Annotated in this window: 20 protein-coding genes and 2 pseudogenes; 14 read left to right on the forward strand and 8 right to left on the reverse strand. The window is 63.5% G+C overall.

Features of this window, described 5'->3' with window-relative positions:
* Positions 1 to 45 precede the first annotated feature (45 nt).
* Positions 46 to 1,257: an acetyl-CoA C-acetyltransferase gene (locus AC10V3_RS37770; RefSeq protein WP_490924681.1), complete on the reverse strand. Its 1,212-nt coding sequence runs from the start codon at positions 1,255 to 1,257 to the stop codon at positions 46 to 48.
* Positions 1,258 to 1,346: 89 nt separating this feature from the next.
* Here AC10V3_RS37770 and AC10V3_RS37775 point away from each other — a divergent pair, with 89 nt between their 5' ends.
* From AC10V3_RS37775 to AC10V3_RS37825, 11 genes and pseudogenes are all read left to right on the forward strand, one after another.
* Positions 1,347 to 2,177 (forward strand): IclR family transcriptional regulator, encoded by an 831-nt coding sequence (locus AC10V3_RS37775; protein WP_490924330.1) that lies wholly within the window; start codon positions 1,347 to 1,349, stop codon positions 2,175 to 2,177.
* A 79-nt stretch (positions 2,178 to 2,256) separates the two neighbouring features.
* Positions 2,257 to 3,834, forward strand: a complete 1,578-nt coding sequence (locus tag AC10V3_RS37780; RefSeq protein ID WP_022540122.1) for an AMP-binding protein — start codon at positions 2,257 to 2,259, stop codon at positions 3,832 to 3,834.
* A 49-nt stretch (positions 3,835 to 3,883) separates the two neighbouring features.
* Positions 3,884 to 5,014, forward strand: coding sequence for an acyl-CoA dehydrogenase family protein (locus AC10V3_RS37785; protein ID WP_022540123.1), 1,131 nt, complete (start codon positions 3,884 to 3,886; stop codon positions 5,012 to 5,014).
* Positions 5,015 to 5,114: 100 nt separating this feature from the next.
* Entirely contained in the window at positions 5,115 to 6,227 is a 1,113-nt protein-coding gene (locus AC10V3_RS37790) for a CaiB/BaiF CoA transferase family protein (RefSeq protein WP_022540124.1), read from the forward strand.
* Positions 6,228 to 6,400: 173 nt separating this feature from the next.
* A complete protein-coding gene (locus AC10V3_RS37795; RefSeq protein WP_022540125.1) occupies positions 6,401 to 7,567 on the forward strand; it encodes an acyl-CoA dehydrogenase family protein in 1,167 nt (388 codons plus the stop codon).
* Positions 7,568 to 7,719: 152 nt separating this feature from the next.
* Positions 7,720 to 8,484, forward strand: coding sequence for an SDR family NAD(P)-dependent oxidoreductase (locus AC10V3_RS37800; RefSeq protein ID WP_022540126.1), 765 nt, complete (start codon positions 7,720 to 7,722; stop codon positions 8,482 to 8,484).
* A 103-nt stretch (positions 8,485 to 8,587) separates the two neighbouring features.
* Positions 8,588 to 9,565 carry a Bug family tripartite tricarboxylate transporter substrate binding protein gene (locus tag AC10V3_RS37805; protein WP_022540127.1) on the forward strand — a complete coding sequence of 326 codons (978 nt, stop codon included), beginning with the start codon at positions 8,588 to 8,590 and terminating at the stop codon, positions 9,563 to 9,565.
* Between the two features lie 101 nt (positions 9,566 to 9,666).
* The gene (locus AC10V3_RS37810; protein ID WP_490924331.1) at positions 9,667 to 10,131 is read left to right on the forward strand and encodes a PaaI family thioesterase; all 465 of its coding nucleotides are present in this window, start codon (positions 9,667 to 9,669) and stop codon (positions 10,129 to 10,131) included.
* Positions 10,132 to 10,323: 192 nt separating this feature from the next.
* Positions 10,324 to 10,581: pseudogene (locus AC10V3_RS37815) on the forward strand (GNAT family N-acetyltransferase); the annotation flags it as partial.
* An 85-nt stretch (positions 10,582 to 10,666) separates the two neighbouring features.
* The gene (locus AC10V3_RS37820; protein WP_022540129.1) at positions 10,667 to 11,017 is read left to right on the forward strand and encodes a hypothetical protein; all 351 of its coding nucleotides are present in this window, start codon (positions 10,667 to 10,669) and stop codon (positions 11,015 to 11,017) included.
* Between the two features lie 301 nt (positions 11,018 to 11,318).
* Positions 11,319 to 12,347 (forward strand): YeiH family protein, encoded by a 1,029-nt coding sequence (locus tag AC10V3_RS37825; protein WP_022540130.1) that lies wholly within the window; start codon positions 11,319 to 11,321, stop codon positions 12,345 to 12,347.
* An 871-nt stretch (positions 12,348 to 13,218) separates the two neighbouring features.
* On the opposite strand, the pseudogene AC10V3_RS37830 reads toward AC10V3_RS37825, so the two are convergent.
* Positions 13,219 to 13,464 (reverse strand): annotated as a pseudogene (locus tag AC10V3_RS37830) (LexA family protein); the annotation flags it as partial.
* A 48-nt stretch (positions 13,465 to 13,512) separates the two neighbouring features.
* Here AC10V3_RS37830 and AC10V3_RS37835 point away from each other — a divergent pair.
* On the forward strand, positions 13,513 to 14,640 hold the full coding sequence (locus AC10V3_RS37835; protein ID WP_022540133.1) for an IS630 family transposase: 1,128 nt from the start codon (positions 13,513 to 13,515) through the stop codon (positions 14,638 to 14,640).
* Between the two features lie 1,064 nt (positions 14,641 to 15,704).
* Here the strand turns inward: AC10V3_RS37835 and AC10V3_RS37840 are convergent.
* The 6 genes from AC10V3_RS37840 to AC10V3_RS37865 all read right to left on the reverse strand — a co-directional run bounded on the left by AC10V3_RS37840 (position 15,705) and on the right by AC10V3_RS37865 (position 22,370).
* Entirely contained in the window at positions 15,705 to 16,034 is a 330-nt protein-coding gene (locus AC10V3_RS37840) for a hypothetical protein (RefSeq protein WP_022540134.1), read from the reverse strand.
* Between the two features lie 906 nt (positions 16,035 to 16,940).
* Positions 16,941 to 18,446, reverse strand: coding sequence for a DASS family sodium-coupled anion symporter (locus tag AC10V3_RS37845; RefSeq protein WP_022540135.1), 1,506 nt, complete (start codon positions 18,444 to 18,446; stop codon positions 16,941 to 16,943).
* Between the two features lie 13 nt (positions 18,447 to 18,459).
* A complete protein-coding gene (locus tag AC10V3_RS37850; protein ID WP_349607528.1) occupies positions 18,460 to 18,699 on the reverse strand; it encodes a hypothetical protein in 240 nt (79 codons plus the stop codon).
* A 132-nt stretch (positions 18,700 to 18,831) separates the two neighbouring features.
* Complete coding sequence (locus tag AC10V3_RS37855) at positions 18,832 to 19,977, reverse strand: DUF3300 domain-containing protein (RefSeq protein WP_490924332.1); 1,146 nt, start codon at positions 19,975 to 19,977, stop codon at positions 18,832 to 18,834.
* Complete coding sequence (locus tag AC10V3_RS37860; protein ID WP_022540138.1) at positions 19,974 to 20,912, reverse strand: DUF2950 domain-containing protein; 939 nt, start codon at positions 20,910 to 20,912, stop codon at positions 19,974 to 19,976. The genes AC10V3_RS37855 and AC10V3_RS37860 overlap by 4 nt, the downstream gene beginning before the upstream one ends.
* A 15-nt stretch (positions 20,913 to 20,927) precedes the next feature.
* Positions 20,928 to 22,370, reverse strand: a complete 1,443-nt coding sequence (locus tag AC10V3_RS37865) for an anion permease (RefSeq protein ID WP_041682294.1) — start codon at positions 22,368 to 22,370, stop codon at positions 20,928 to 20,930.
* A gap of 111 nt (positions 22,371 to 22,481) precedes the next feature.
* On the opposite strand from AC10V3_RS37865, the gene AC10V3_RS37870 reads away from it, so the two are divergent.
* Together AC10V3_RS37870 and AC10V3_RS37875 are read left to right on the forward strand one after the other, a co-directional pair.
* Positions 22,482 to 23,120 (forward strand): 2Fe-2S iron-sulfur cluster-binding protein, encoded by a 639-nt coding sequence (locus tag AC10V3_RS37870; RefSeq protein ID WP_041682372.1) that lies wholly within the window; start codon positions 22,482 to 22,484, stop codon positions 23,118 to 23,120.
* Between the two features lie 14 nt (positions 23,121 to 23,134).
* Entirely contained in the window at positions 23,135 to 24,784 is a 1,650-nt protein-coding gene (locus tag AC10V3_RS37875) for an FAD-binding protein (protein ID WP_022540141.1), read from the forward strand.
* Positions 24,785 to 24,804 lie beyond the last annotated feature (20 nt).

The following is a 24,804-nucleotide window of genomic DNA, read 5'->3' on the forward strand; positions in this document are numbered from 1 at the left end:
GGGCTGATAGCGCCGCGTGTGTGGTTCTGGATCTCTCAGGGGGGCTCAGAGGCGTTCAATGACCGTGGCCACGCCCATGCCACCGGCCACGCACAGCGTGGCCACGCCGTAGCGCTGCTGCCGGCGTTCCAGTTCATCGAGCAGGGTGCCGACGATGATCGCGCCGGTAGCGCCGATCGGATGGCCCATGGCGATGGAACCGCCATTGACGTTGATCTTCTGCAGCGGCACCCCGAGTGTCTTGACAAAATGCAGCGGCACCGCGGCAAAGGCTTCATTGACCTCGAACAGGTCGATCTGGTCGGCATGCAGGCCGGCCTTGGCCAGCGCCTTCTGCGTGGCCGGCACCGGGCCGGTCAGCATCAGCGTGGCTTCCACCGACGCCAGGCCCGTGCCCAGGATGCGCGCGCGCGGGCGCAGGCCAAGCTCCTGCCCGATGCGCTCGCTGCCGATCAGCACCAGGCCGGCACCATCGACGATCCCCGAGGAATTGCCGGCGGTGTGCACGGCATCGATATGGTCGAGTTCCGGATAGCGCTGGCGGGCCACCAGGGCGTTGGCTGCGCCAGCTGGGCCGCCAAAGGCCGGCTTGAGCGACGCCAGCGAGGCCGAGGTGGTTTCTTCGCGAATGTATTCGTCGTGGTCCAGCACCAACAGCCCGCTGGCATCGCGCATCGGTACCAGCGAGCGCGCAAAATGCCCCTCGCGCCGGGCCGCGGCGGCGAGCGCCTGCGAGCGCAGCGCGTACTCGTCCAGCTGTTTGCGGCAAAAGCCATGCAGCGCGGCGACCATGTCGGCGCTGAACCCCTGCGGCACATAGGCGATCCTCAGGCTGGTGGCCGGGTCGTAGATCCAGGCCCCGCCGGAGGCGCCGAGGCCCAGGCGCGACATCGACTCCACGCCGCCGGCGGCGATCAGGTCATGCCAGCCAGAGCGAATCTTCTCCGCGGCGATATTGATGGCTTCCAGGCCGGCGCCGCAGAAGCGCTGCAGTGCCATGCCGGGCACCTGGGTCCAGCCGCGCGGCGCGCTCAGGGCAGCGATGCGGGGCAGGCAGGAGCCCTGGTCGCCGACGGCCGAGCTGATGCCCATGATGAGATCATCCACGCGCGCTGGATCCAGATCGTGGCGCTGGCGCAGCGCCTCCAGCAATGTGACGACAAGATCAATCGGCTTAACCTCATACAGCGCGCCAGCGCCGGGCTTACCTTTCCCGCGCGCGGTGCGCACTGCGTCAAAGATGAATGCGTCGGTCATCATGTCTCCTAAAAAAGTGAGATGAGTGTCTCGAAAATAGTTGCGCAAGTCAAATCGTTTGTCCATAATTTATGTAACGGAGGTTAATAATGAAACGTGAATCTCAATTTAAAGAGCTCCAGTCCGAGTTGCAGGCCGAAAGTGGCGCAACTGCCGCAGGCAGTGCGCTGGCGCGCGGCATTCAGATCCTCCAGGCCTTCACCACCGCAACGCCGGAGCTGAACGCCCGCGACCTGATGGCTGCCACCGGCCTGCCGAGGCCGACGCTGTTCCGCCTGGCCTCTACGCTGTGCGAGGCCGGACTGCTGCGCTACGACGAACTGACCGGCCGTTTTCAGCCGGCGCCGGGGCTGGCGCGCCTGGCATCGCCGCTGCTGGCGCGGGTGCGTATCCGCCAGTTGGCTTTCGGCCCCATGCAGGCACTGGCCGACCGTGTGCGGGGCCAGGTCTCGCTGGGGCTGGGCGCGGGCCTGGACCTGGTCTTTATCGAACTGGCCCAGGCCAAGGAATGCGAGACCGTGCGGCCGGCGATGGGCAGCCATATCTCGCTGTCGCGCACGGCAAAGGGGCGTGCTTACCTTGCGGCACTGCCGCCGGAGCAACGGGAGCGCTATGTCGAGGCGATGCGCGCCAGCGATCCCGAGCACGGCGCTTGGCTGGCCGATCGCATGTCGGAAGCGCGCCAGAACCTGGCCGAACGCGGCTTCTGCATCAGCCACGGCGACCTGCATCACCAGCTCGATGCCGTCGCCGTGCCGGTGCGGTCCAACGTGCCGGACGAGATCTACGTGTTCGCCTGCACCGTGCCGAGCTTTGAATTGCGGCCGGGCCAGCTGGAGGAGGAGGTAGGTCCGCGCCTGGCCACGATGGTGCGCAGCATTGAGGCCGCGCTTGGCATTCCCGCCGCCAGCTATGGCTGAGCTGGCTGTGGCGGGTTGACGTAACGGAGATCCGGGCCCGCGCAGACGAGCAGGGCCGGACCAGAGGAGAGAGGAGACAATGGAGACACTACAGACCGTGGACCGGCTTGCCCATTGGGCGCAGGTCCAACCCGACCAGGCCGCCGTACGGCTGACCGACGGGCAGGCGACATTGACCCTGACCTACGGTGAACTCGATGCGCGCGCCAACCTGGTCGCGCAATGGCTGATCGGTGCTGGCTTGAAGGAGGGCGAGGGGATCGCGCTGCTGATGGAGAACCACCCGGCCATGTTCGCCCTGGCCTGGGGCGCACGGCGCGCGGGACTCTACTACACGCCAGTGAGCGTGCACCTGAACCCTTCGGAGGTGGAATACATCCTGCGCGACTGCGGTGCCAGGCTGCTGGTCGCCACGCGCAAGACGGCGGATCTGGCTGCCGCCACCGGCGAGGGCTGGACCGGCGACAAGTACCTGCTCGACGGCGAAGCGCCCGGCTTCCTGTCCTTTGCTCAAGCCCTTGCCGGCTATGACACCGGCACGCCCCTGCCCGAGCGTGCGGTGGGACGCGACTTCCTTTACTCCTCCGGCACCACCGGCAAGCCCAAGGGCATCCGGCGCCCGCTGGTGCCGTTCGCCGACCGCTTCGGCGACGCCTATGACGCCGTGGTCTGGCGCGAATTCTTCCAGTTTGGCCGTGACACCGTCTACCTGACCATGGCACCGCTCTATCACGCGGCGCCCATGCGCAGCGTGATGCGCAATATCGACTGGGGTGGCGAGAATATCGTGTCAAGCCGCTTCGACGCCGAACAGGCGTTGCGGCTGATCGTGCAGTACCGCGTCACGCACAGCCAGTGGGTGCCGACCATGATGATCCGCCTGCTGGCGCTGCCCGACGCAGTGAGGGAGCAGGCCGACCTGTCGAGCATGCGGGTGGCGATCCATGCCGCCGCGCCGTGCCCGCCCGACGTCAAGCAGCGCATGATCGACTGGTGGGGCAAGGTCTGGTACGAGTACTACGGCGGCTCCGAGGGCATCGGCCTGACCGGCGTCGACAGCGAGCAGTGGCTGCGCAGGCCGGGCACGGTCGGGCCCGCGCTGCTGGGCAATATCCACATCAAGGACGAAGCGGGCCAGCAGGTTCCGGTGGGGCAGCAGGGCCGCATCTGGTTCTCGGGCGCGCCGCGCTTTGCCTACCACAACGATCCGCAGAAAACCGCCGACGCCTACGATGCACAGGGCTGCGCGACCTTCGGCGATATCGGCCACGTCGATGAAGACGGCTATCTCTATCTCTCCGGGCGCCGCACTGACCTGATCCTGTCCGGCGGCGTCAACATCTACCCGCAGGAAATCGAAAACCTGCTTGCCACCTATCCCGGCGTGGCGGATGTCGCGGTCATCGGCGTGCCGCATCCGGAGTTCGGCGAAGCAGTCAAGGCGGTGGTCGAACTGCAGCCAGCACAGCAGCCCACGCCGGAGCTGGCCGCGGCGATCCTTGACTTCTGCCGCCAGCACATCTCGCACGTGAAATGCCCGCGCAGCGTGGATTTCGTCACGGCGCTGCCGCGGCTTGAGAACGGAAAGCTCTACAAGCGGCTGCTCATCAACCAGTACGCAGCTGCTGCCGCAAGCTCGGCAGCGGCAGCCAGCTGAGCCGCACGCCTGCCTATCTCGACAAGCACCATCCAAAGGAGACATCCCCATGCGAACAGCCCTCCGTGAAGATCACGAACAGTTCCGCGACCAGGTTCGCAAATTCGTCCAGCGCGAAATCGCACCCCACCACCACGAATGGGAAAAGGTCGGCTGCGTGCCCCGCGAGACCTGGCTCAAGGCTGGCCGCGAAGGCCTGCTGCTGTGCGCCATCCCGGAGCAGTACGGTGGCGGTGGCGGCGACTTCGGGCATTCCATTGTCGTTATCGAAGAACTGATGCGCGTGCTGGCCACCGGCCCGGGCTTTCCGCTGCACTCCGACATTGTGGCGCCGTACATCCTCGCTTACGGCACTGAGGCGCAGAAGGAGAGCTGGCTGCCGCCGATGGCCCGCGGCGAGAAGATCGGCGCGATCGCCATGACCGAGCCCGGCATCGGCAGCGACCTGAAATCGCTGCGCACCACCGCGCGGCGCGACGGCGACAGCTACGTCATCAACGGACAGAAGACCTTTATCACCAACGGCGCCAATTCGGACCTGGTGATCGTGGCGTGCAAGACTGATCCCGCCGCCGGCACGCGCGGCATCAGCCTTATCGTGGTGGAAGCCGGCACGCCCGGCTTCACCAAGGGCCCGCTGCTGGAGAAGATCGGCCTGAAGGCGCAGGACACGGCCGAGTTGTTCTTTGACGAGGTCCGCGTACCTGCCGCCAACCTGCTGGGCGAGGAAGGCAAGGGCTTCGGCTACCTGATGCATCAACTCGCGCAGGAGCGGTTGATGGTCTCGGTGCGCAGCCCGGTGGTAATGGAAACCATGCTGGACGAGACCATTGCCTACACCAAGAGCCGCAAGGCCTTCGGCCAGCCGGTGTTCGACCTGCAGAACACGCGCTTCAAGCTGGCAGAAATCAAGGCGAAGACCGTCGCCTGCCGCGTCTTCATCGATCACTGCATCGCGCTGCATTTCGAGAAGAAGCTCACCAGCGAAATGGCGGCCATGGCCAAGCTCTATTCCACGGAAGCGCAGGGGCAGGCAGTCGACGAACTGCTGCAGCTGCATGGCGGCTACGGTTTCATGCGCGAGTATGGCATCGCACGGGCATTCGTGGACAGCCGCGTGCAGCGGATCTATGGCGGCACGTCGGAGATCATGAAGGAGATCATCGGCCGCAGCCTGTGAACCGGCACAACCCAGTCGCCGGTCAGCTGGGATCGGCGGCGGCCGGCTCTGCGGATGGCAGAAGGCGGACCGCGCCGTAGCTTGTTGGGGAGGAGAAGGAATGCTGTCGGGATTGAGAATTGTGGAAATCTGCGGGATCGGGCCAGGACCGTTCTGTGCCATGCACCTTGCCGATCTGGGCGCAGATGTCATTGCGGTGGAGCGTCCGACGAGTACGGCGCCGGGCCTATCGGCAGCTGATCGCCATGTGTTGAACCGGGGCAAGCGCTCGATCGTTGCAGACCTGAAGACCCCGGAGGGCCGCGAACTAGTCTTGCGCCTGATCGAGGACGCCGATGCGCTGATCGAGGGAATGCGGCCCGGCGTCATGGAGCGCCTGGGCCTTGGCCCGGATGTGTGCATGGCGCGCAATCCGCGCCTGGTCTTCGGCCGCATGACCGGCTGGGGCCAGACCGGGCCCCTGGCCCAGGCTGCGGGGCATGACAACAACTACATCTCGCTGTCCGGGGCGCTGTACTACGCCGGCAGCGCAGCAGAGCCGCCGTCGTCACCCATCACCGTCATTGGCGATGTCGGCGGTGGCGCGCTCTATCTCGCGGTGGGAATTCTGTCGGGCGTGCTGAATGCACGCAGCACTGGCAAGGGCACCGTAGTCGACGCAGCCATCGTCGACGGCTCCGCTCATATGCTCCAGTTGCTCCTGGGCACGCGTCGCAAGGGCTTCATTGGCGGTGAGCGAGGCGCCAGCATGCATGACAGCTCGCACTTCTATTCGACCTATCGTTGCGCCGATGGTGCCTACATCACGGTTGGCGCGCTCGAGCCCCAGTTCTACGCATTGCTGCTGGAGCATCTCGGCCTCACCGCCGATCCGCGCTACAGCTCGCAGTGGGACCGCCAGCATTGGCCCGAATTGCACAGCCACCTGACCGGGATCTTTGCCAGCAAGACCCGTGCCGAATGGTGTGCGTTGCTGGAAAGTACCGATGTCTGCTTCGCCCCCGTGCTCAGTCCGGATGAGGCAGCCAGACATCCGCACAACGTCGCACGCGGCATTTACTTTGAGGAGGATGGCGAGCTCCAGGCAAGGCCGGCACCGCGGTTCGATGGAAAAGCTGTGGCACCCGGTCCGATTCCAACGCGCGGGCAGCATACCGTGGAGATAGAGCGTGCACTCGATGACCCGGCACAAGCTCGGCTCTGGCGCTCCTGAAACTGGCCCATTTTCCATTCCGGCACGAGCGCCTGTGGCAAACGACTCGGATTCCGGGTCGGAACACCTTTGATCGACATCCCGAACCAGCGGTGCAGCCATCCTGATCGAATCCCAGGGGCGGGCACGGCGTCGTTCACGATCTCAAACCTCAATCTGAGCAAGGATCAGAAATGAACTTCCAATTTTCCGAAGAGCAGAAGTCCATCGTGGAGGCAGTCCAGGCGGTCTGCTCGCAGTTCGACATGGAGTACTGGGACCGGCTCGACAAGTCCGGCACCTATCCGCATGAGTTCTACAAGGCGCTGTGCGAAGGCGGCTGGCTGGGCGTGGCGATGCCGGAAGCGTTTGGCGGCGCCGGCCTTGGCATTCTGGAGGCCGCGCTGGTGACGCAGACCATTTCGCAGTCGGGCGCGGGCATGACCGGCGCCTCGGCAGTGCACATGAACGTGTTCGGCCTGAATCCGGTGGTGGTATTCGCTACCGACGAACAGAAGCGCCGTTACCTGCCGCCCCTGATCGCCGGCCAGGAAAAAGCTTGTTTCGGCGTGACCGAGCCCGATGCGGGGCTCGACACCTCCAAGCTCAAGACCTTCGCCCGGAAGGTGCCGGGCGGCTATTCGGTGAGCGGCCGCAAGATCTGGATCTCGACCGCACAGGTGGCGGACCGCATGCTGCTGCTGGCGCGCACGCAGACGCTGGAATCGGTGAAGAAGCCCACCGACGGGCTGTCGCTGTTCTACACCAGGATTGACCGCAGCAAGATTGAGATCCGCGAGATCGACAAGATGGGCCGCGCCGCCGTCGACACCAACATGCTGTTCATCGACGACCTGTTCATTCCCGAGGAAGACCGCATTGGGGAGGAAGGACGCGGCTTTGAGTACATCCTGCATGGGCTTAACCCGGAGCGCATCCTGATCGCATCCGAGGCCGTCGGCCTGGGCCGCGCGGCGCTGGCCATCGCCACGCAATATGCCAAGGAGCGCGTCGTGTTCGGCCGTCCGATCGGCATGAACCAGGGGGTGCAGCATCCGCTGGCGCAGGCATGGATGCAGCTCGAGGCGGCCAATCTCATGATGCTCAAGGCTGCCGCGCTGTACGACGCCGGCGAGCCTTGCGGCGCCGAGGCCAACACCGCCAAATACCTGGCCGCGGAAGCGGGGCACAACGCTTGCCAGACCGCCATCCTGACGCTGGGCGGCATGGGCTACTCGCGCGAGTACCGGGTCGAGCGATTGTTGCGCGAGTCGTATATCCCGCGTATCGCGCCGGTCAGCCCGCAGCTGATCATGTGCTTTATCGCTGAGCGCGTGCTGGGCCTGCCGAAATCGTACTGAATCGACGCGCAAACGCTTCCCGCTGGCCGCCGCTGCTGGCGTCCGCTACGCGCCTGGGCGCATGACCAACGCCGCAATCGTTACGCGGCGTTGACCCGGATCGCGAAAGTCGATCCAGGGTGGATTACACCAAGAAGGATAGGAGAACCAAGATGAAGCTTGAAAACATGTCTGCCGTGGTTACCGGGGGCGCCTCTGGTCTGGGACTGGCCACCGCCCGCCGCTTGCTCGAACGAGGCGTCGCCGTGGTCATCGCCGACCTGTCGGCAGAGCGGGGTGCCGCCGCCATGCAGGTACTTGGCGACAAGGCGCGATTCGTGCAGGCGGACGTCTGCGATACGGAGCAGATGGGCCGCGTCTACGACACGGCCGAATCGCTTGGCCCGCTGCGCGCGCTGGTCCACTGCGCGGGACTGGGCGGTACCGTGCGGCTGGTCGAGAAGGACGGCACACCGGGATCGATCGAGAAATACGAATCGATCGTACGGATCAACCTGATCGGCACCTTCAACTCGCTGCGGCTGGCGGCGGCACGCATGGCAAAGAACGAGCCCGTCGACGGTGAGCGCGGTGCCTGCGTGCTCACCGCCTCGGTGGCTGCCTACGAGGGTCAGATTGGCCAGATCCCCTACGCTTCGGCCAAGGCCGGCGTGGTCGGCATGACGCTGGTGGCCGCGCGCGACCTGGCCCAGCGCCTGATCCGCGTCAGCACCATCGCGCCGGGCGTGTTCGATACCCCCATCCTGGATCGCTTGCCGGAGACTGTACGAGCCGCGCTCAGCGCTTCCGTTCCGCATCCGGCACGCCTGGGCAAGCCGGACGAGTTTGCTTCGACGGCGCTGCACATCCTTGAAAATCCGATGATCAACGGCGAAACCATTCGCCTTGACGGTGCCATCCGGATGGCCGCGCGCTAAAGACCGCGCTGGACGCACACAGATTCGCTCAGTGGGGCTGCAAGAGCCGGAATGATCCGGCCGGCCCACTGGCGACAACACCACTACATGGAGGAGAAGAACTATGCGTTTCAAGCTATTGATCAAGGCGGCGCTTGGGTTGTCGCTGGTGGCCACTGCCGCCGTCACGACGCCGGCGGCAGCGGCCTGGCCGGAGCGGGCGATCACCATCATCGTTCCGGGCGCGCCGGGGGGCACTATCGACATTCCAGCCCGCCTCATGGCACAGAAGCTCGCTGGCCTGCTGGGCCAGCCTGTCATCATCGACAACCGCCCCGGAAGCGGCGGCATCATCGGCGTGCAGGCACTGCTTCGGGCGCCGGCAGACGGCTACACCCTGGTGGCGGGCAATACCGGTTCCCACGCTATCAACTACAGCGCCTACAAGCAACTGCCCTATCGCCCCGCAGATTTTGTTCCGCTAACCGATCTGATCGTGTTCCCGAATGTACTGGTGGTCAACGCGCAGTCCTCGATCAGGACGGTCGCGGACCTGATCGCGGAACTGAAGAGTCGGCCGGGGCAGCTTAGCTTCCCCTCCGCCGGCATCGGGCAAACCACGCACCTGAGCGGTGAAATGTTTGGGATGCGCACCGGCACCAAGGCCATTCATGTGCCTTACCGCGGCTCGGTTCCGGCGACCACCTCGCTGGTCTCCGGTGAAACCACCTTCATGTTCGACAACCTCACGCAAGCGCTGCCGCAGATACGCGCGGGGAAACTGCGTGCCCTGGCAGTTACCAGCGCCGAACGCGTTGCCAGCCTGCCGGAGGTGCCAACCATGGCGCAAGCAGGCGTCAATGACTTCGTGGTGACGGGCTGGGCCGGATTCTTCGTCTCGGCCAAGACCTCGCCGGCCATTGTCGCCAAGCTGCAGGACAGCCTGATCAAGGCCATGCACGATCCGGAAGTCGTGGCCAAGATCAGGGAGATGGGAAGCCTCCCGGGAGGGCAGCCGCAGGCAAAGTTCGCTGTCTTCGTCGACAGCGAGCAGCGACTGTGGGGCCAGATCGTCCGCCATTCGAATCTGAGTCTTGACTAGGCTGATCGAAGCGGCGCGCCGTGCAGCGCTGGGCAAGTCACTCGCTGGTTGCAAGGTGCCGCGAGTAGTCTGGCGCGGTTCGCGCTTCTATGGATGAAACCATGACTGCAATCGAGATTTCTATGACCGAAGCTTCTTGCGCTGATACGCCGGAAACTCATGCCGGCGTGCCGGAAGGCTTTGTCGCCTTTCGCAAGCGAGGCGGTTACATGGCAAACTTTGGCGAGCTCTACGTTCACGAGGAGCGTCGAACGCTTGCGGTGCGTATCGACGAAAGCCACTTGAACCCCCTTGGTATGCCCCATGGCGGAATGCTGGCGACTCCCGCAGATACAGCGATTGGCGCAATGATGTTGTTGGAATTGGGGCGGTCAGCGACCGCCGTCACAGTGAACCTGAGCCTGGACTATCTGGACTCGGCGCGCCTTGGCGACTGGGTGGAAGCACGGGTGGAGTTCGACAAGCTCGGCTCGCGCCTGCGTTACGGGACGTGCCGACTGGTTGCGGGCGACCGCTGCCTGGTGCGGGCCACCGCGATCTTTGCGGCGCTGGCGCCGCGGGTATAGCCCAAAAATCAGCAATGCGGTAAACCCGCAGCGCGTGATCGGAGTCCGCGCCAAAGCGGGGGCAATCGACCTTACCGCTTCTGAGAGGCCAATGAGCCACCTAGAATGGGCCCATGGCATCCGATCCTCAGCCGGCGATTGCCGTCCTGCAACTCCGAATGGCTCGGCGCGGCTTGAGCCCACCGGTGTGGCGACGTGTGCTCATTCCTGAGTACATCACGCTGGTGGCACAACTCAGTGACGGTGGTGGATGACTGGCATGGGCTTGGTCTTGCCAGCCGACTGTTGAGCGTATTGATCGACATTGCTCGCCGTCGCGGATATCGATGCATGGAAGGTAATGTTCTGTCATCGAATACCGCGATGCGGCGATTAGCCAGACGGCTGGGATTTGCCGACGTACCGTGTCCCGACGATGCCACGCTGCGCGTGGTAACCCTTGCGCTGTAAGGACGGATGTCAGTTCGGAAGCGAACAGAAGCGACGTTGAGGCTAATGCAGGCTGATTCACCCACTAGACCCTTGGGGACTTCTAATGCGCACCCAATTCTCCTTCCTTTTTGCATTCGCTGCGCTAATGCTTGCCGGGTGTAATACAGCACCGATCCCGCCTGGCAAGCCAGTTGATATCCCCACCGCCTTGCAGCAAGTCTCCGCCGGACTGTGCGCATTCAAGAAGGACGCGGAGGCAAGAGGACAGGGGTCCTTTGACTCGGTCAATGTGGAGCTCGACCTGACCATCGATGGCGCAAAGAATCCGCCGGTAGCTGTGGCACCCGACATTCAATTCATGCCCACTGTCAGCTACGGACAGACCATATCCGTCACCAAGGGAAGCAAGCTGACGCTGACGTTCAAGATGCCAGCGACATGCCCAGGTAGTTAGCCAATCCGGACTGGCCAGGCTCCCCGTGGCGCTACGGCGTTGGCGCCACTTCCGCGTGCTGGGTGGTGGTAGCTCCGCACAATGCAGCAAAGCGACTTGCTTCAGAGAGGGTTCATATTCGACTTGGCATGTAATGCAAAGTCGTTGGCATCCTTTGCATGGCGGGCACTGTGTTCCATGTTGCATCCTTCCGGGATGGGAAATTGCATAGTGTGCCCGCCTGCGTTTCCCGATTGGCCAGGATGGCGGGCCTGATATCGAGATGGCTGGCGACCTTCATCGATGCATTGGAGAGACATGGATGTCGGTAAGCTTCCTCAACCCGAGCTTGTTAAGTACCTTCCGGGCATATCTGCCCGGTTTGGTCATCAGCGCGATCGTGACAGTTGCCGCGATGTCGCTCGCCGCGCATTACCAGGCACCGGTGATGCTGTTCGCCTTGCTGTTGGGAATGGCGCTGAACTTTCTGTCACGGGAATCCTCCAGTGCTGCCGGCATCGACTTCAGCGCCAAGCAGGTGCTTCGCCTGGGTGTCGCCTTGCTGGGATTACGCATTACGGCCTCGCAGGTGGCGGCGCTGGGCTGGCACTCCGTTGCCATGGTCGTGCTGGCGGTCGCGCTGACCATCCTGTGCGGCATCGTGCTGGCTCGGATGATGGGGTTCCAGACGTTCTTCGGCTTGCTCACCGGGGGCGCCGTGGCCATCTGCGGGGCTTCCGCGGCGCTGGCCCTGTCCGCGGCCATGCCACAGCATCCGCTAAAGGAGCGCGCGACGCTGTTCACGGTGATCTCCGTCAGCACGCTATCCACGGTGGCGATGGTGCTATACCCGATGCTCACGCAGCTGCTGGCGCTGCCTTCATCACAGGCCGGAGCCTTTATCGGCGGGACCATCCATGACGTGGCCCAGGTAGTGGGGGCTGGCTACAGCATTTCGCACGAAGCGGGGGATGCGGCGACGCTGATCAAGCTGATGCGGGTGGCCATGCTGCTGCCGGTGATCGCGCTGGCTGCATGGTTGTCGCAGCGTCATCAGCGGGCACAAGGGGAAGCTGGACAGGGGCCGCGCCCGCCGCTGCTGCCGTGGTTTGCCGTGGCGTTTGCGGTGCTGGTGGCGATCAACAGCACCGGCTGGTTGCCCTTGGAACTGGTCAAGGCGGGGCAGTTCGCTTCGCAGTGGTGTCTGGTCATGGCGATGGTGGCTATCGGCATGAAGACTCACCTCAAGGATATCCTGTCCGTAGGCTGGAAGCCGGTGGCGCTGATGGTTCTGGAGACGCTTTTCCTCGCTGGGTTGTTCTACGGCATGCTGGTGCTGATGCGATTCTGACGATCGCTAAAATTTAGGGGAGCCTGCGGCTGCCGTAAGGTGCAATGAACCGGGCCCTATAAGTCGCGCTGGCTTGCGATGCAAGCCAGTGCTCCTACTCGGGCCGGAGTCCCGCGCGCCTGACGACAGCGGGCCATTTCTTCTGTTCGGCCTCGATCAGGCTGGCGAATGCCTCTGGCGTACTGCCGACCGGCTCGAAGCCCTGGCTTGTCAGGCGCTGGTGGACGGCCTCGACAAGAGGCGCTGGAACGCGAAGCACAATCGAAATGCGCGCCGGCATATACGGCGTTGCACGCCCAAACTTCTTCGCTTGCCTTATAGAACGTGACCCATTTGCCGTCGCTGACGCAGTGGGCGCCAGGAAAGACTTCGTCATGGCCGTTCGGACCCTCCAGCGGAGAGGGGGCGTGGGGTGTGGCCCAGTATTGGCCGCGCGGTAGGGGCGCGATCGTCTTTGGCATGCTCATCCGGCCCAGTGCGGTGTTACTGAAGGCCCCGGCCTCACCACGGCGAAACGGAGGCGGTGTCAATCGTGCAATGGCGTAGCCCCCCGACTCGTGGCAGCTTCGTGTAGTCTCGCTACCCCCCCTGCTATCCGGTAGGATTTCCATGGCACGATACCTTCCGACTTTGGCCCGGGCCTTCGGCGTCGGCGCCTTCATCGTGATCGCCGCCATCGTCTCCCGGCAAGTATATCTGCGCAGCGCCGCGGAGGCTGCCGACGCCGGCGCAGACGAGGCGCCGGCGACAATGATGTTGATACGCTGCGAGACGATGCACGAACGTCTACAGAATAGGGACAGGTCGACTGCGGAGGCTGACGAGCGGCCACGCGCTCGATGTAGAGAGTCCTGACTTTCCGAGAACGTCTGACTAGTACCGCTGCGCGAGCGATGCCTGCTTGGCGGCGGATCAATCCATTGCGTTCGAGGTTGAGCACCATTTGATGGACGGAAGGAGCCGTGACGGCGAAGAAGCGCTGCATGTCGCGCTCGGCCGGAGAGCGGCCGTTTATCAAGCTGTAGGCCCATATGAAGGCGAGATACTGACCTTGCTTGTCGGTGAAGCTCGGACAGGCTGAGCGCTCGCCAGACAATGGAAGCGATTTCTGATTCATTCGGAACCCCCGCAGTCGAAGGAGGCCCCCCAGAAGGAGGCCATCCGAATGAATTTACGCTATCGAGTCGAGCTCGACCAATCCGAGCGTGAGGCGCTTGCTGCCATGCTAAGCGGCGGCAAGCATGCGGCACGCAAGCTCAAGCGAGCGCAAATCCTCCTTGCAGCGCATGCAGGCCAGGATGACGCGAGCATTGCAGCCACCGTGGCGGTTGGCGAATCCACGGTGTACCGCACCAAGCGCCGCTTCGTGGAGATGGGTCTGGAAGCGGCGCTGAACGAACAGCCTCGACCCGGGGCGCAGCGCAAGCTCAGCGGCAAGGAAGAGGCCCTGCTGATTGCCACCGCCTGCACCAACCCGCCACCGGGACGTGCGCGCTGGACGCTGGAATTGCTCGCCGACACGCTCGTCAAACTGACCGAGCACGAAGAGCTATCGCGCGAGACGGTACGCCGGCGCCTGGCCGAGAACGATCTGAAGCCCTGGCGCAAGGACATGTGGTGCATTCCCAAGATCGACGCGGAGTACGTTGCACGCATGGAAGACGTGCTCGACCTGTATGCCGAAACCCCGGACCCGCAACACCCGGTGGTGTGCTTCGATGAAAGCCCGACCCAGCTCATCGGCGAGGTACGCCAACCGATTCCGGCCGAGCCGGGTAAACCTTTGCGCTACGACTGCGAATACAAGCGCAACGGCACCGCTAATCTGTTCGTCTTCCTCGATGCGCACCGTAGCTGGCGCAAGGTCAAAGTCACTGAACGGAGAACGGCAGATGACTTCGCCCAGTGCATGCGCGACCTGGTCGATATCCACTACCCCCAGGCACCGCGCATCCGGGTCGTGCTGGACAATCTGTCGACCCACACGCCGGCTGCGCTCTACCAAGCCCTGCCACCAGCAGAGGCACGCCGCATCCTGCAGCGGATCGAATTCCACTACACCCCCAAGCACGCCAGTTGGCTCAACATGGTCGAGATCGAAATCGGCGTGCTGCGAAGCCAGTGCCTGGATCGCCGCATCGACTGCCGCGATCGGCTGATCACCGAGGTCGCGGCTTGGGAGCAACTGCGAAACGTCAGCGGCGCTCGCATCAACTGGATGTTCTCTACCGAAACGGCACGGGAGAAATTGGCCAAAGCCTACCCAGTACCGACCTCTGACAAACCGTCATAACCTCTGTGCAGTGGTACTAGTCGATCGGGAGCACAGGCAAAAGAATGCCCGCTGCTCGGGCGGGCATGAATCCCTTTCAGAGAAAGAGAGGAGACGAGGGTAAGTATAAACCCTTGAGAAGACTCTCGCAGAGCGCTTCACAGAGGCCCGGAGATCTAGGCTGCACGCCTGGCCGGCGACAGTTCGAAGCAGTGCCCAATCAATAATTTCATGATCACGAAATTATTGGGCTGTGACGAGGGACCCCGCGGACGGTCATGCTCGTCGTCTCTAGCCGACCCCTATGCGACATCCGATTGCTTCGAGGCGAACGCCCGGTTCTTGTATGACTTCGGTCAACCAAGATCGGTGCGTCGGACCAATCTTCCCGACCCTTTAAGGAAGAGGACCCTGGCCTTTGAGTCCGGAAGCGTTTAGAGCCTCGATCCTCACGCGCGGTGTCCGGGATGCAGTCCAGCCAACTACTGGTTCCGCTCTCAGACTCGACCGGCAAGGACCTGAATAGCTGATAAGCAATTGATAAGCAGGGCGGTGCAATCCAGTCATGTTGCTTTGTCACACGAAGCCTGGATGGCCGCTTATGTTGTGAGTTGGGTCGCCCATATTCAGTCGCGGCTTTGACCGCAACTGGCTACGGCCGTTGCGCCTCCGCCATCCCTGGCGAATCACGGTTTGCCGCAGCGCGCCGGGCAGGGATGGGACGTGACGCGCTGGCATTGCGGGATGCAGCGATAAGTCACGATAACGAGGCCTTGCCGCGCATCTCAGCAAGTTGGCCGACTGGGTCTCTACACGCCGGACACTGGGTCGTGACCCGATCCTCGACAACGTCTCGCTCTAATGGCTGACGAACACCGACGAGTCCAGCGCCCGGATCTACAGGGAGACCAGCGTGGCACCAGCAAAGACCAGCCGCGTTACCGTTCCGGCGGCATTGACCGTCTTTCCAGGCGAGGTTTACTGGCCACCGAAGGCTTGGCTGGCGCGGGCATATCCCAACCGGGTCTATTACAACCAGGTTGGCAAGGTCGGACACTTTGCCGCTTGCAAAGAGCTGGAGTTGCTTAGATCATCGATGCGATGAGGCCGTTGCGCCGCCTCGGGTTTTGGAATGCCGCGATAAGGTTGCGGTATGCGACCATGTCAACGTTCTCTACACCTTCCCAAATCTTGATGCGATCGAACATGTTGCTGCTAATATCGAATGCCGCTTCTTCGATCAGGAGAGATGCCCGTCCATCATTCTTGCAATTTGAGCCAGAAACATCTTCATGCACAATGACCCGGATTTGGTTGGACAAATTTTCTGCAAGTTTTCGGATTTCCCCTTCGTTCTTTTCGCCAAAGGGCAAATCGTAGATGATCGCAGGCTGCTTCTTGAACAATCCAAACATGATTAAGACTTCGTTTAGGTAAATTACAAACTCAAGGGCTACAAGCCGCTCCACCTGGCCGATGAGGAGATCCGACTCATTACCAGAGTAGGTGTTGCGGCAAGCCCCAACTTTGCATGGACTGCCGCAGACTTTGCATTTGATGCCATGTGGCGATAAGTGCGCCTTGGTATCCGCATTGGCTGAGTGCCGTGTAGTCACGAAGGGGCGGGCGCGCGTTGCGCCTGCGTCCCGCAGGTCATGCTGACTGCGCGGGAGGCGCGCGGGTGATGAGAAGGCAACTGCCCGTATAGGCAAGGGTGGCAGGCAATCAACGCGACCAGATGGGTGGCCGTAGGATCACGCCCAACCGTTTCACCCGCTCGGAATAAAAGACGCAGTAGAGTCGGGACTCGGCGGCGCGGTGGCTGCAATCACAAATGCGGTCGCGGGCGCGGTGGTGGAATACGTTCCGGCGCCAACTGCGCGTGTCATCGGCGCATTGAACGGACGTCGCGCATGATCCAGCCAGCTATTCAAGTTCCACCGACAGGCGGGGTAGCGCTAGGTTGTCCAGGACTCACCTTCGCCACCACCTTAGCCGTCGGCCGTTTGCTATTGCAACGCCGAGGTTAGCTGGGAGGACAGCCAAGATCGCCCGTCTGGCTTCGTCGAGCGGCCAACCCTCACCTACGTCTTCGCATCCCCGAGTGCTCCGAGGTGGAGCTCTCGGGCGCACTTGCAGAAAATGTGGTGCGTAGCGCAGGAAGGGGTTCCTTCTTCTCAGGGGGGGCCGAGACCAATGAGGCCGTGCCATCGTCCTCGCTGCTTACATTGAGTGAGACATAAAACGTGGAATTTGCGACGAGCAATTTGCCAAGTTGCGTGATGGTCTTCTCGAGGACCAGATCCGTCAAAGCTGCGCGCTCACCAGAAGCCAAGCACCTTCCACCAGACGCTCCCGACCACGGCAAAAATCAGCAACTCCACCACGCACATCACGAAACCGACGCGCCACCAGGTTCCCATCGTGACATAGCCGCTGCCGAAGATGATCGGCGAGGTGCCCGTCGCATAGTGGGTCAGCGTCATCATGATCGCCGAGCCGGCCGCCATCAGCAGCATGAACGGCACCACATACGCTGGCGGTATCAGATGGACTCCGACCGTCAGGAAGGCGAGCATCATCGCACTGATGTGCGCCGTCGTGCTGGCGAACAGGTAGTGCGAGAAAACGAAGACCGCCACGAGGATCGCGGCCGTGCCGCCCCAGCCAATGCCGCTGGCCACGATCGCGTCGCTCATGCCCTTCGAGAACCACCCGATCACACCTTGCTTGTTCAGTTGCTCAGCCAGCATGATCAGCGCACCGAACCATATCAGCGTGTCCCAGGCGCTTTTTTCGGACAGCACGTCGTCCCAGTCGATGGTGCCAGTAATGATCAGCACGAACAGGCCGACCAAGGCGACCACCGTCGGGTCCAGCGTTAGCGACGGACCGAACACCATCGCCGGAACGTTGGCCCACAGTAGCAGCAGCAGCGCAAAGGTGAAAATCATGACCATTTCCTTTGGCGACACAGGACCCATCTTCGCCATTTCGGCGTGCGCATATTCCACCGCATTGGGTGTGGCCTTGAGCTGCGGCGGCGACAACACATAGATCACGAGCGGCATCAGCAGCATGCATAGCAGGCCGGGCACCAACATGCAAAGCGCCCAGTCCGTCCAGCTCAGATGCAGATTCTGATTGGTCGCCTTGGCGATGTAGTCCACCACCAGCGGGTTCGGGGCGGTGGCGGTCACGAACATCGCCGAGGAGAGAGGGTTGGCGTGATAGTTGACCAACGCCAGGTAGGTGCCGACCTTGCCCTCAGTGCCCTTGGCCGGGTCCGAGTCGAATGCGTTGGCGATCGACTTCATGATCGGATGCACGATGCCGCCACCGCGCGCGGTATTGCTCGGTGTGAAGGGCGCCAGCACCAGTTCACAGGTGACCAGACCATAGCCGATGCCTATCGTTCGTTTCCCCATCAGGGAGATGAACATCAGGCCGATACGGGTGCCCAAGCCGGTCTTCTTCACGCCGCGGGAGATCAGGATGGCCACCACGATCAACCAGATTAGCGGACTGTCGAAGGCGGTCAGCGCATCGGCGATCGCCCCCTTGGACGAGGTCGAGGTCACCTGCGACAGCGAGAGGACCACGATCGCCATCATTGCCATCACCCCGATCGGCATGACCTTCAGGATGATCGCAACGATTGTTGTCAGAAAGATGGCAACCAGGCCCCAAGCCTTGGGCGTGAGCCCCTCTGGCACAGGCAGCAGCAGCAGGGTGACCAGCACGGCCGTCGTGATCAGGGCGGGGCCGAGTCGAAACGGGACCACGCTGTTGAAGTAGAGGAACGCCGCTTTCAGTCTTGTGAGCATTTTGCGATCCTTCTCAGAAGAGTTGGTGGAATTCTCGATAAACCCGTGGCTGCGCTCCGCCGCAATTGACCACCATCGGCAGCGACAGACATATCTCTGCCTTCGACTTCAGCATCACGATGCAGACTGTGAGAATGAGGTCGGTGTTGTGGACGATGGCCTGGAAATTTCGCGCGATGCACTGGCGATCCCACAGTGGATGGCACCCTTGCAGAGTCTGCCCAGACTTCACACCGACGCTGACGGGGATCACGATGATGTCCGCGTCCTGCGCGTTCTCGTAATCACCGGCATAGAGGGGCAGTGTCCCCAGAATTCAAACAGGACCGCCCACCCACCGACCACTGGAACGCGACCTACACCACTCCAAACGGGCATTGGTTCCCTAACGTCGTCCACCGCCACCTCGTCCGCCACCAAAGCCGCCCGCGCGTGCGCCACCGCCAAAGCCGCCGGCCCGGCCGGACCCTGAATGCAGGCTCTGGTTGCCGCGACTGACGTCGCGCTGCACGGCGCTGCCGCCACGGCCCACGCCCTGGAAGCCATTGTCCCGGCCGCCGGTTGCATGGCGCCCGCGGAATCCGGCGCGGCCCGACGCATCGGCCGTGCTCCTGCCGAATTTCTCGCGCGTGGCGTTGTCCCGATAGGCAACACCCTGCCGGTGCCGCGCATCATGCTGCCATCGGCCTTTTTCCAGCTTGCTGGCGTCAAAGTTGCGGTCGATATTGCGGGCCTTGTGGTGCTCCACATGGACGCCGCCGTTGTTCCAGTCGCAGTCGCCGAAGACGGCGATCGCCGCAGCCAGGCCGATGCCCCATGCGATGCCGCCGAGGAAGGCGTCGCCGGGATAGTAAGGCCCGTAGGGCGGCCAGTAGTAGTATGGATATCCGGCATAGCCCCAGCCGCCGTAGACAATGGCGGGGTCATACACCGGAACGTAGATCACCTCGGGATTCGCCGGTTCGATGCGCACGATCGTTTGCTGCGTGGCTTCGGTGGCCGTCGCGGGTTCCACGATCACGGTCTGCTGTGCGCCTGACTTGAGGTGACCGGCTTGCTGGGCGCGCACGCGCAGGCGTTGCACGGCAGCCAGCACATCCTTCTGCTGCGCCAGGAAGGCGTCTCCCAGCTTCTGGGTCCAGTCGAGCTTGTCACCCATTGGCCCAAGTATCTGCGGAAAGGCCACCAGCGATTTCACGCTGACGTCCCAGGACTCGTTCTGCACCGCCTTGACTGCGGCGTCGCCCTTCAGGTCCGGGTGTCCCTTGAGCCAGCGCGCGGCGAGGGCGACCTCCAGCGGATAGGTGGAAGCCATCAGCACCTGAGACAGCAGCGGATCGGGATAGAGCGCGATCGGGGCGACCAGCGCCTCGATTTCTTCCGCCTTGTAGGGAGCGGGTTCGCTCTGGGCCTGTGTCGTGCCGCCGCCAGGCAGCTCGGATGCCGGCTTCACAGCTGGTGGGCTGGCGCTCTGGCATCCGCCCAGCGCCAGCACGCTGCAGCAAGCCATGGTCAGAATGCGATGCCTCATGGCGATACCCTCCGCCAGCCGGGCGCCGGGTCAAATGACTTCGTTGCCGCTGCCTTGGCCGCGCTGTTGGGTCCAAGGTCGCGTTCATACACTTGCCCTTTGTGGCTGACGATGAAGCTCATCACGCCGGTTTCGCCGTACCGCACCGGCCAGGCCATGACCGCAAAGCCGCCGAACAGCTTGCCGTCGACGACATAGTTCAGCGCACCGCCGTCGCCATGCGGCCCTTGCGCGGTCAGCAGCTTGTAGTGGTAGCCGTGGTAACCGTCCTTGCTTGCATTGCGCGTGCCGGCGTCACGGAAAGCCGGGCCCAGCGGGCTCGGTGAGTCATTCGAGGCGGTCGGCCAATAGAGCCCGTCGTGCTTGCCCGGGGAACTGGACAGCCTGTTTGCGTAGACCAGTCGCTTCTCGCCATCGTGCATCGTCTGGGCATACTCGGTTTGCGCATCGCAGATGGCCTGCATGGTCTGGATCACGGCAAGCTCGTTGCGGCCGATGCGGCGCACGCGCATTTCCTCGACGCCCGCCCGCGTGTCGAATTGCCAGCCGCTCGCCGATTTGACCAGCGGCACCGGCAGGGTCCAGCCATCGTCGCCGACAGCGATGAAGGCGTGCTTGTCCGTCTGCTGCAAGCGGTGCGACTGCGCCCAGGCACCGTTGAACCGGTTCCGCACTTCGGCACCGGCTGACGGAATGATGTCGCGGAAATTGGCGCCCAGCATGCGGCGCATGGCCGCTTCGTCGTCATTGCGCACCGCCTGCCCAAAGGCCGCCATCGCCGCATCGGGCGAGTCGAAGACCTGCCGCGCCAAGGCAAGCGCCGGGGTTAGCGCGAACAGGCAAAGGCAGGCCACCGCAGCGGCCGCGCCCGAGGAAACACCTCGAGGTCGCGCAATCGCCCGGTTCCGGGAAGAGGGGATCGTGTAGTGCAACATGGTCGAAGCTCCGTTTCAAAGCAGGAGCGGCACGCCGATCGCCAGGAACACGGCGATGTAGATCACGCCAAAAATGGCGCCAAGCCTCCAGTAGTCGCTGGCAGGGAGATGGCCGCTGCCGAAATAGACCGGGCTCGGACCGGTGCCGTAGGGTGTCAGGATGCCCATGAGGCCCAGCGTCAGGGCCAGCATCAGCGCAAAGGATTCCATCGGCATGCCGGGGATGGTCGAGCCGACGCTAAGCATGACCGGAAGCATCGCCGTCGTATGGGCGGTGACGCTGGCGAACAGGTAGTGCGTGAAATAGAAGACCAGCACCAGCGTCACCGCCGCCGTCATCGGCGAATGGCCGCTCATATGGCTTGCCATGGTGTCGGCAAACCATTTGACGAAGCCGGTCCGGCTCAGGCCGTCCGCCAGCGCGATCAGCGTCGCAAACCAGGCCAGGGTGTTCCAGGCCTGCTTGTTGGCGAGCATGTCGTCCCAGGTCACGACACCGGTCACCAGCATGAGGGCAATGACCATCAAAGCCGCAGTAGTCGCATTGACGTGCTTGTCCCCGAATATCCACAGCGCCAGCGCAATCAGCACCAGGACCGCGAGCAGCAGTTCGTGCCGGGTTGGCGGGCCCATCTTCTGGAGTTCCTGCGCCGCCCAGGCCGGCACCTCGCTGCCTTGCTTCACTTCCGGCGGATACAGCAAGTAAGCGAGGAGCGGTACGGCTAGCAACAGCAGGATCCCTACCGGCGCGAAGGCCATGAACCACTGCATCCAGCTCAAGTCGACCTGGACCGTCGTCCTGATCAGCTCGGCGGCGAGGAGGTTGGGCGCCAGTGCGGTGAGGAACATCGAACTCGTCACGCAGGTGGTGGCTATGGCGGTCCACATGATGTACGAGCCGATCCGCCGCGCCGACGGATCGTTTGGCTTCGAATCATAGAGCGGCGGCAGATTGCGGATGACGGGAAAGATCGTGCCGCCGCTGCGCGCCGTATTGGAGGGGGTGAACGGCGCCAGCAATGCATCGGCCATCATCACCGCATAGCCCAGCGTGAGCGTCCTGCGCCCGATCGCGCGGACGAGCAACAGTGCGATGCGCCTGCCCAGGCCCGTCTTCTCATATCCGAGGGCGAACATGAAGGCGCCAAAGATCAGCCACACCGTGCTGTTGGCGAACCCGGAAAGCGCCCAGGCGAGGGCCGCGTTCGCCGGGTTGAAGCCCGGTTTCGCGAGCTGCTCGGGGCTGTAGAACACCAATTCGCAGAACACGGTCACCAGCGTCACGGCGATCAGGCCGATCGCCGCGCCCGGAATGGGCTCAAGCATGAGCCCGACAATCACGCCGACAAAGATCGCGAAGTAATACCAAGTGTGCTGTGCCAGGCCCTCGGGGGCGGGAATGAGGGCGATCGCGATCACCGCAAGCAGCGGCGCGAGAGGTCTCCAGTAAGCCTGCATGCGACGCCCCCTTTGCAATGACCTCCCCTGTGCTAAGGTTTATATGACCTTTTCTGTGGAAACGCCAGTGTGGCGCTGACGACGCCGGGCGAAAGAGGCGACGCGATGGGACTGGTAGGCTTGAGTATCGAAGGACGCACGGTCGAAGCACCGGCAAACTGCTCCATCCTGCAGGCCTTCCTGCACGCGGGGGAAACGCTTGTCGAAGGCGTTGGCTGCATGGGCCAGGGGGTATGCGGTTCATGCCGCGTCATGGTGCGGCGCAGCGGCGAGCAGGATGTCAAGACCGCGCTCGCCTGCGAAACGCTGGTCGAAGAAGGCATGCAGGTGGCGTTCCTGGATTACTTCACGGCGTCGGAGCGGCACGTCTATCGCATCGAGGAGATCGGCGACAGCTGGGACGCCTTGGGGGCGATCGCTGAAGTATTCCCGGAGGCCGCCCATTGCCGTCACTGTAGCGGATGCGATCGGGCCTGTCCGAAGGGACTTGATGTTCAGGAGGGCGTGAAGTTCGCGGTGGAGGGCAAGCTGACAGCCTCGGGCCAGGTGTTCGACGAATGCGTCATGTGCAACCTCTGCACGCTGGCCTGCCCCGAGCATATCCGGCCCAACCATCTCGGCCTGTTCGTGCGGCGGATGATCGCGGCGCAGACGCTGCGGCCGGCCAATCTCATGCTGCGCCTGCAGCAGATCGAGAGCGGCGCGATGAAGATCGACTTCGACGCACCCGGCGCGCGGCCGCCGCGCTGACGGGACGAACAATCATGCCGGCTGGTATCCCCTACGAAGACGCGCGAAAGCGCTACCGTCCCGGCGTGGCGCCGGCGGTGCGCGGCGATGACATCTCCGCCGAAGAACTGCTCAAGGCCTATCACCCCGACCACGGGCCCAATGCGCGCGTGGCGCTGACCGTCGGCGTCAACCGCGGCGAGCCTTGTCAGCCGGATCTCGCCCGCTATCTGCAAGCCAACGCGCTGATCGACGACGTCGACATTGCCGGGGCGCAACTCGTCTCCACCGATGTGCTGATCATCGGCGGGGGCGGTGGTGGCTGCGCGGCGGCGCTGACCGCGGCCAGGCAAGGCGCGCAGGTGATTCTCGCCACCAAGCTGCGCCTCGGTGACAGCAACACCGTGATGGCCGAAGGCGGGATCCAGGCGGCCATTGGCGAGGACGACAGTCCCCAATTGCACTTTGAGGACACCTTGCGCGCCGGGCACTTCTGCGGCGAGCCCGAGTTGGTCGCGCAGATGGTGATGGATGGACCCGACGTGATCCGCTGGCTGATCCGGCTGGGCATGATGTTCGACCAGGAGGAAGACCGGCCCCTCGGCGGCAATCTTCTGCGCAAGAAGCCAGGGGGAGCATCGGCCGCGCGCATTCTCTCCTATCGGGACTACACTGGCCTGGAAATGATGCGCGTGTTGCGCGAGGCGGTGGACTTGGAACCCGGCATCGCGGTGTGGAACCGCTGCCCCGCAGTCGAGCTGCTGTCCGACGAGCGTGGCCAATGCGCTGGGGCGGTGATCTACAACCTCGAATGGCGCACCTTCGTGCTGGTACGCGCGCGCGCCGTGGTTCTCGCCACCGGCGGAGCGGGGCGCCTGCACCTGAATGCCTTCCCGACATCCAACCATTACGGGGCTACTGCAGATGGCCTGGTGCTGGCCTATCGGATCGGGGCGCGCCTGCGCGAGCTGGACTCGTTCCAGTACCATCCCACCGGCATCGCCTACCCGCCGCATCTGGCGGGCGGCCTGATCTCGGAAGCTGCCCGCTCGGCCGGCGCGAAGCTGATCAACGGCGAGGGCGAGCGTTTTGTCGATGAACTCAAGCCTCGGGACATCGTGGCCTCGGCAATCCTGCGCGAATGTGCGCAGGGGCGCGGCATCGAGCGGGGTGGCCAGGTCGGTGTCTTCCTCGACACGCCGACGCTGGAAATGGAGAACCCCGGCATCCTGGCCAAGCGGCTCGTGACGCTGCGCCATCTCGCCCACAAGTGCGGCCAGGATCCGTCCCAGGAGCCGTTCCTTGTCTACCCGACCTTGCACTACCAGAACGGCGGCGTGACCATCGACAAGGAGGGTGCGACCAGCGTGCCAGGGCTGTACTGCGTTGGCGAGGTCACGGGCGGCATTCATGGGCGCAACCGGCTGATGGGTAACGCGCTGCTCGATATCCTGAGCATGGGCCGGCGCGCCGGCGCCAGCGCGGCGCAAGCCGGGCGCAGCGTCATGGCCGCGCGCGCCGGAATCGGCCACGTGCACGCCTGGCAGCGGGAATTGACGCTTGCCGGGCTGCCCCTGCATGTCAAGGCACCGCAGCTCTTCCCTGGCTACGCGAATTTCGATCTGCGCGTCGACGCAGGGTTGCGCACCGGCGCGTGGGGCCGGGCGGTCGGCGGCACCCGGTAAGCGGGGCACGGAGCGCGCTG

The organism is Cupriavidus sp. PB-02 (genome assembly GCF_058252315.1).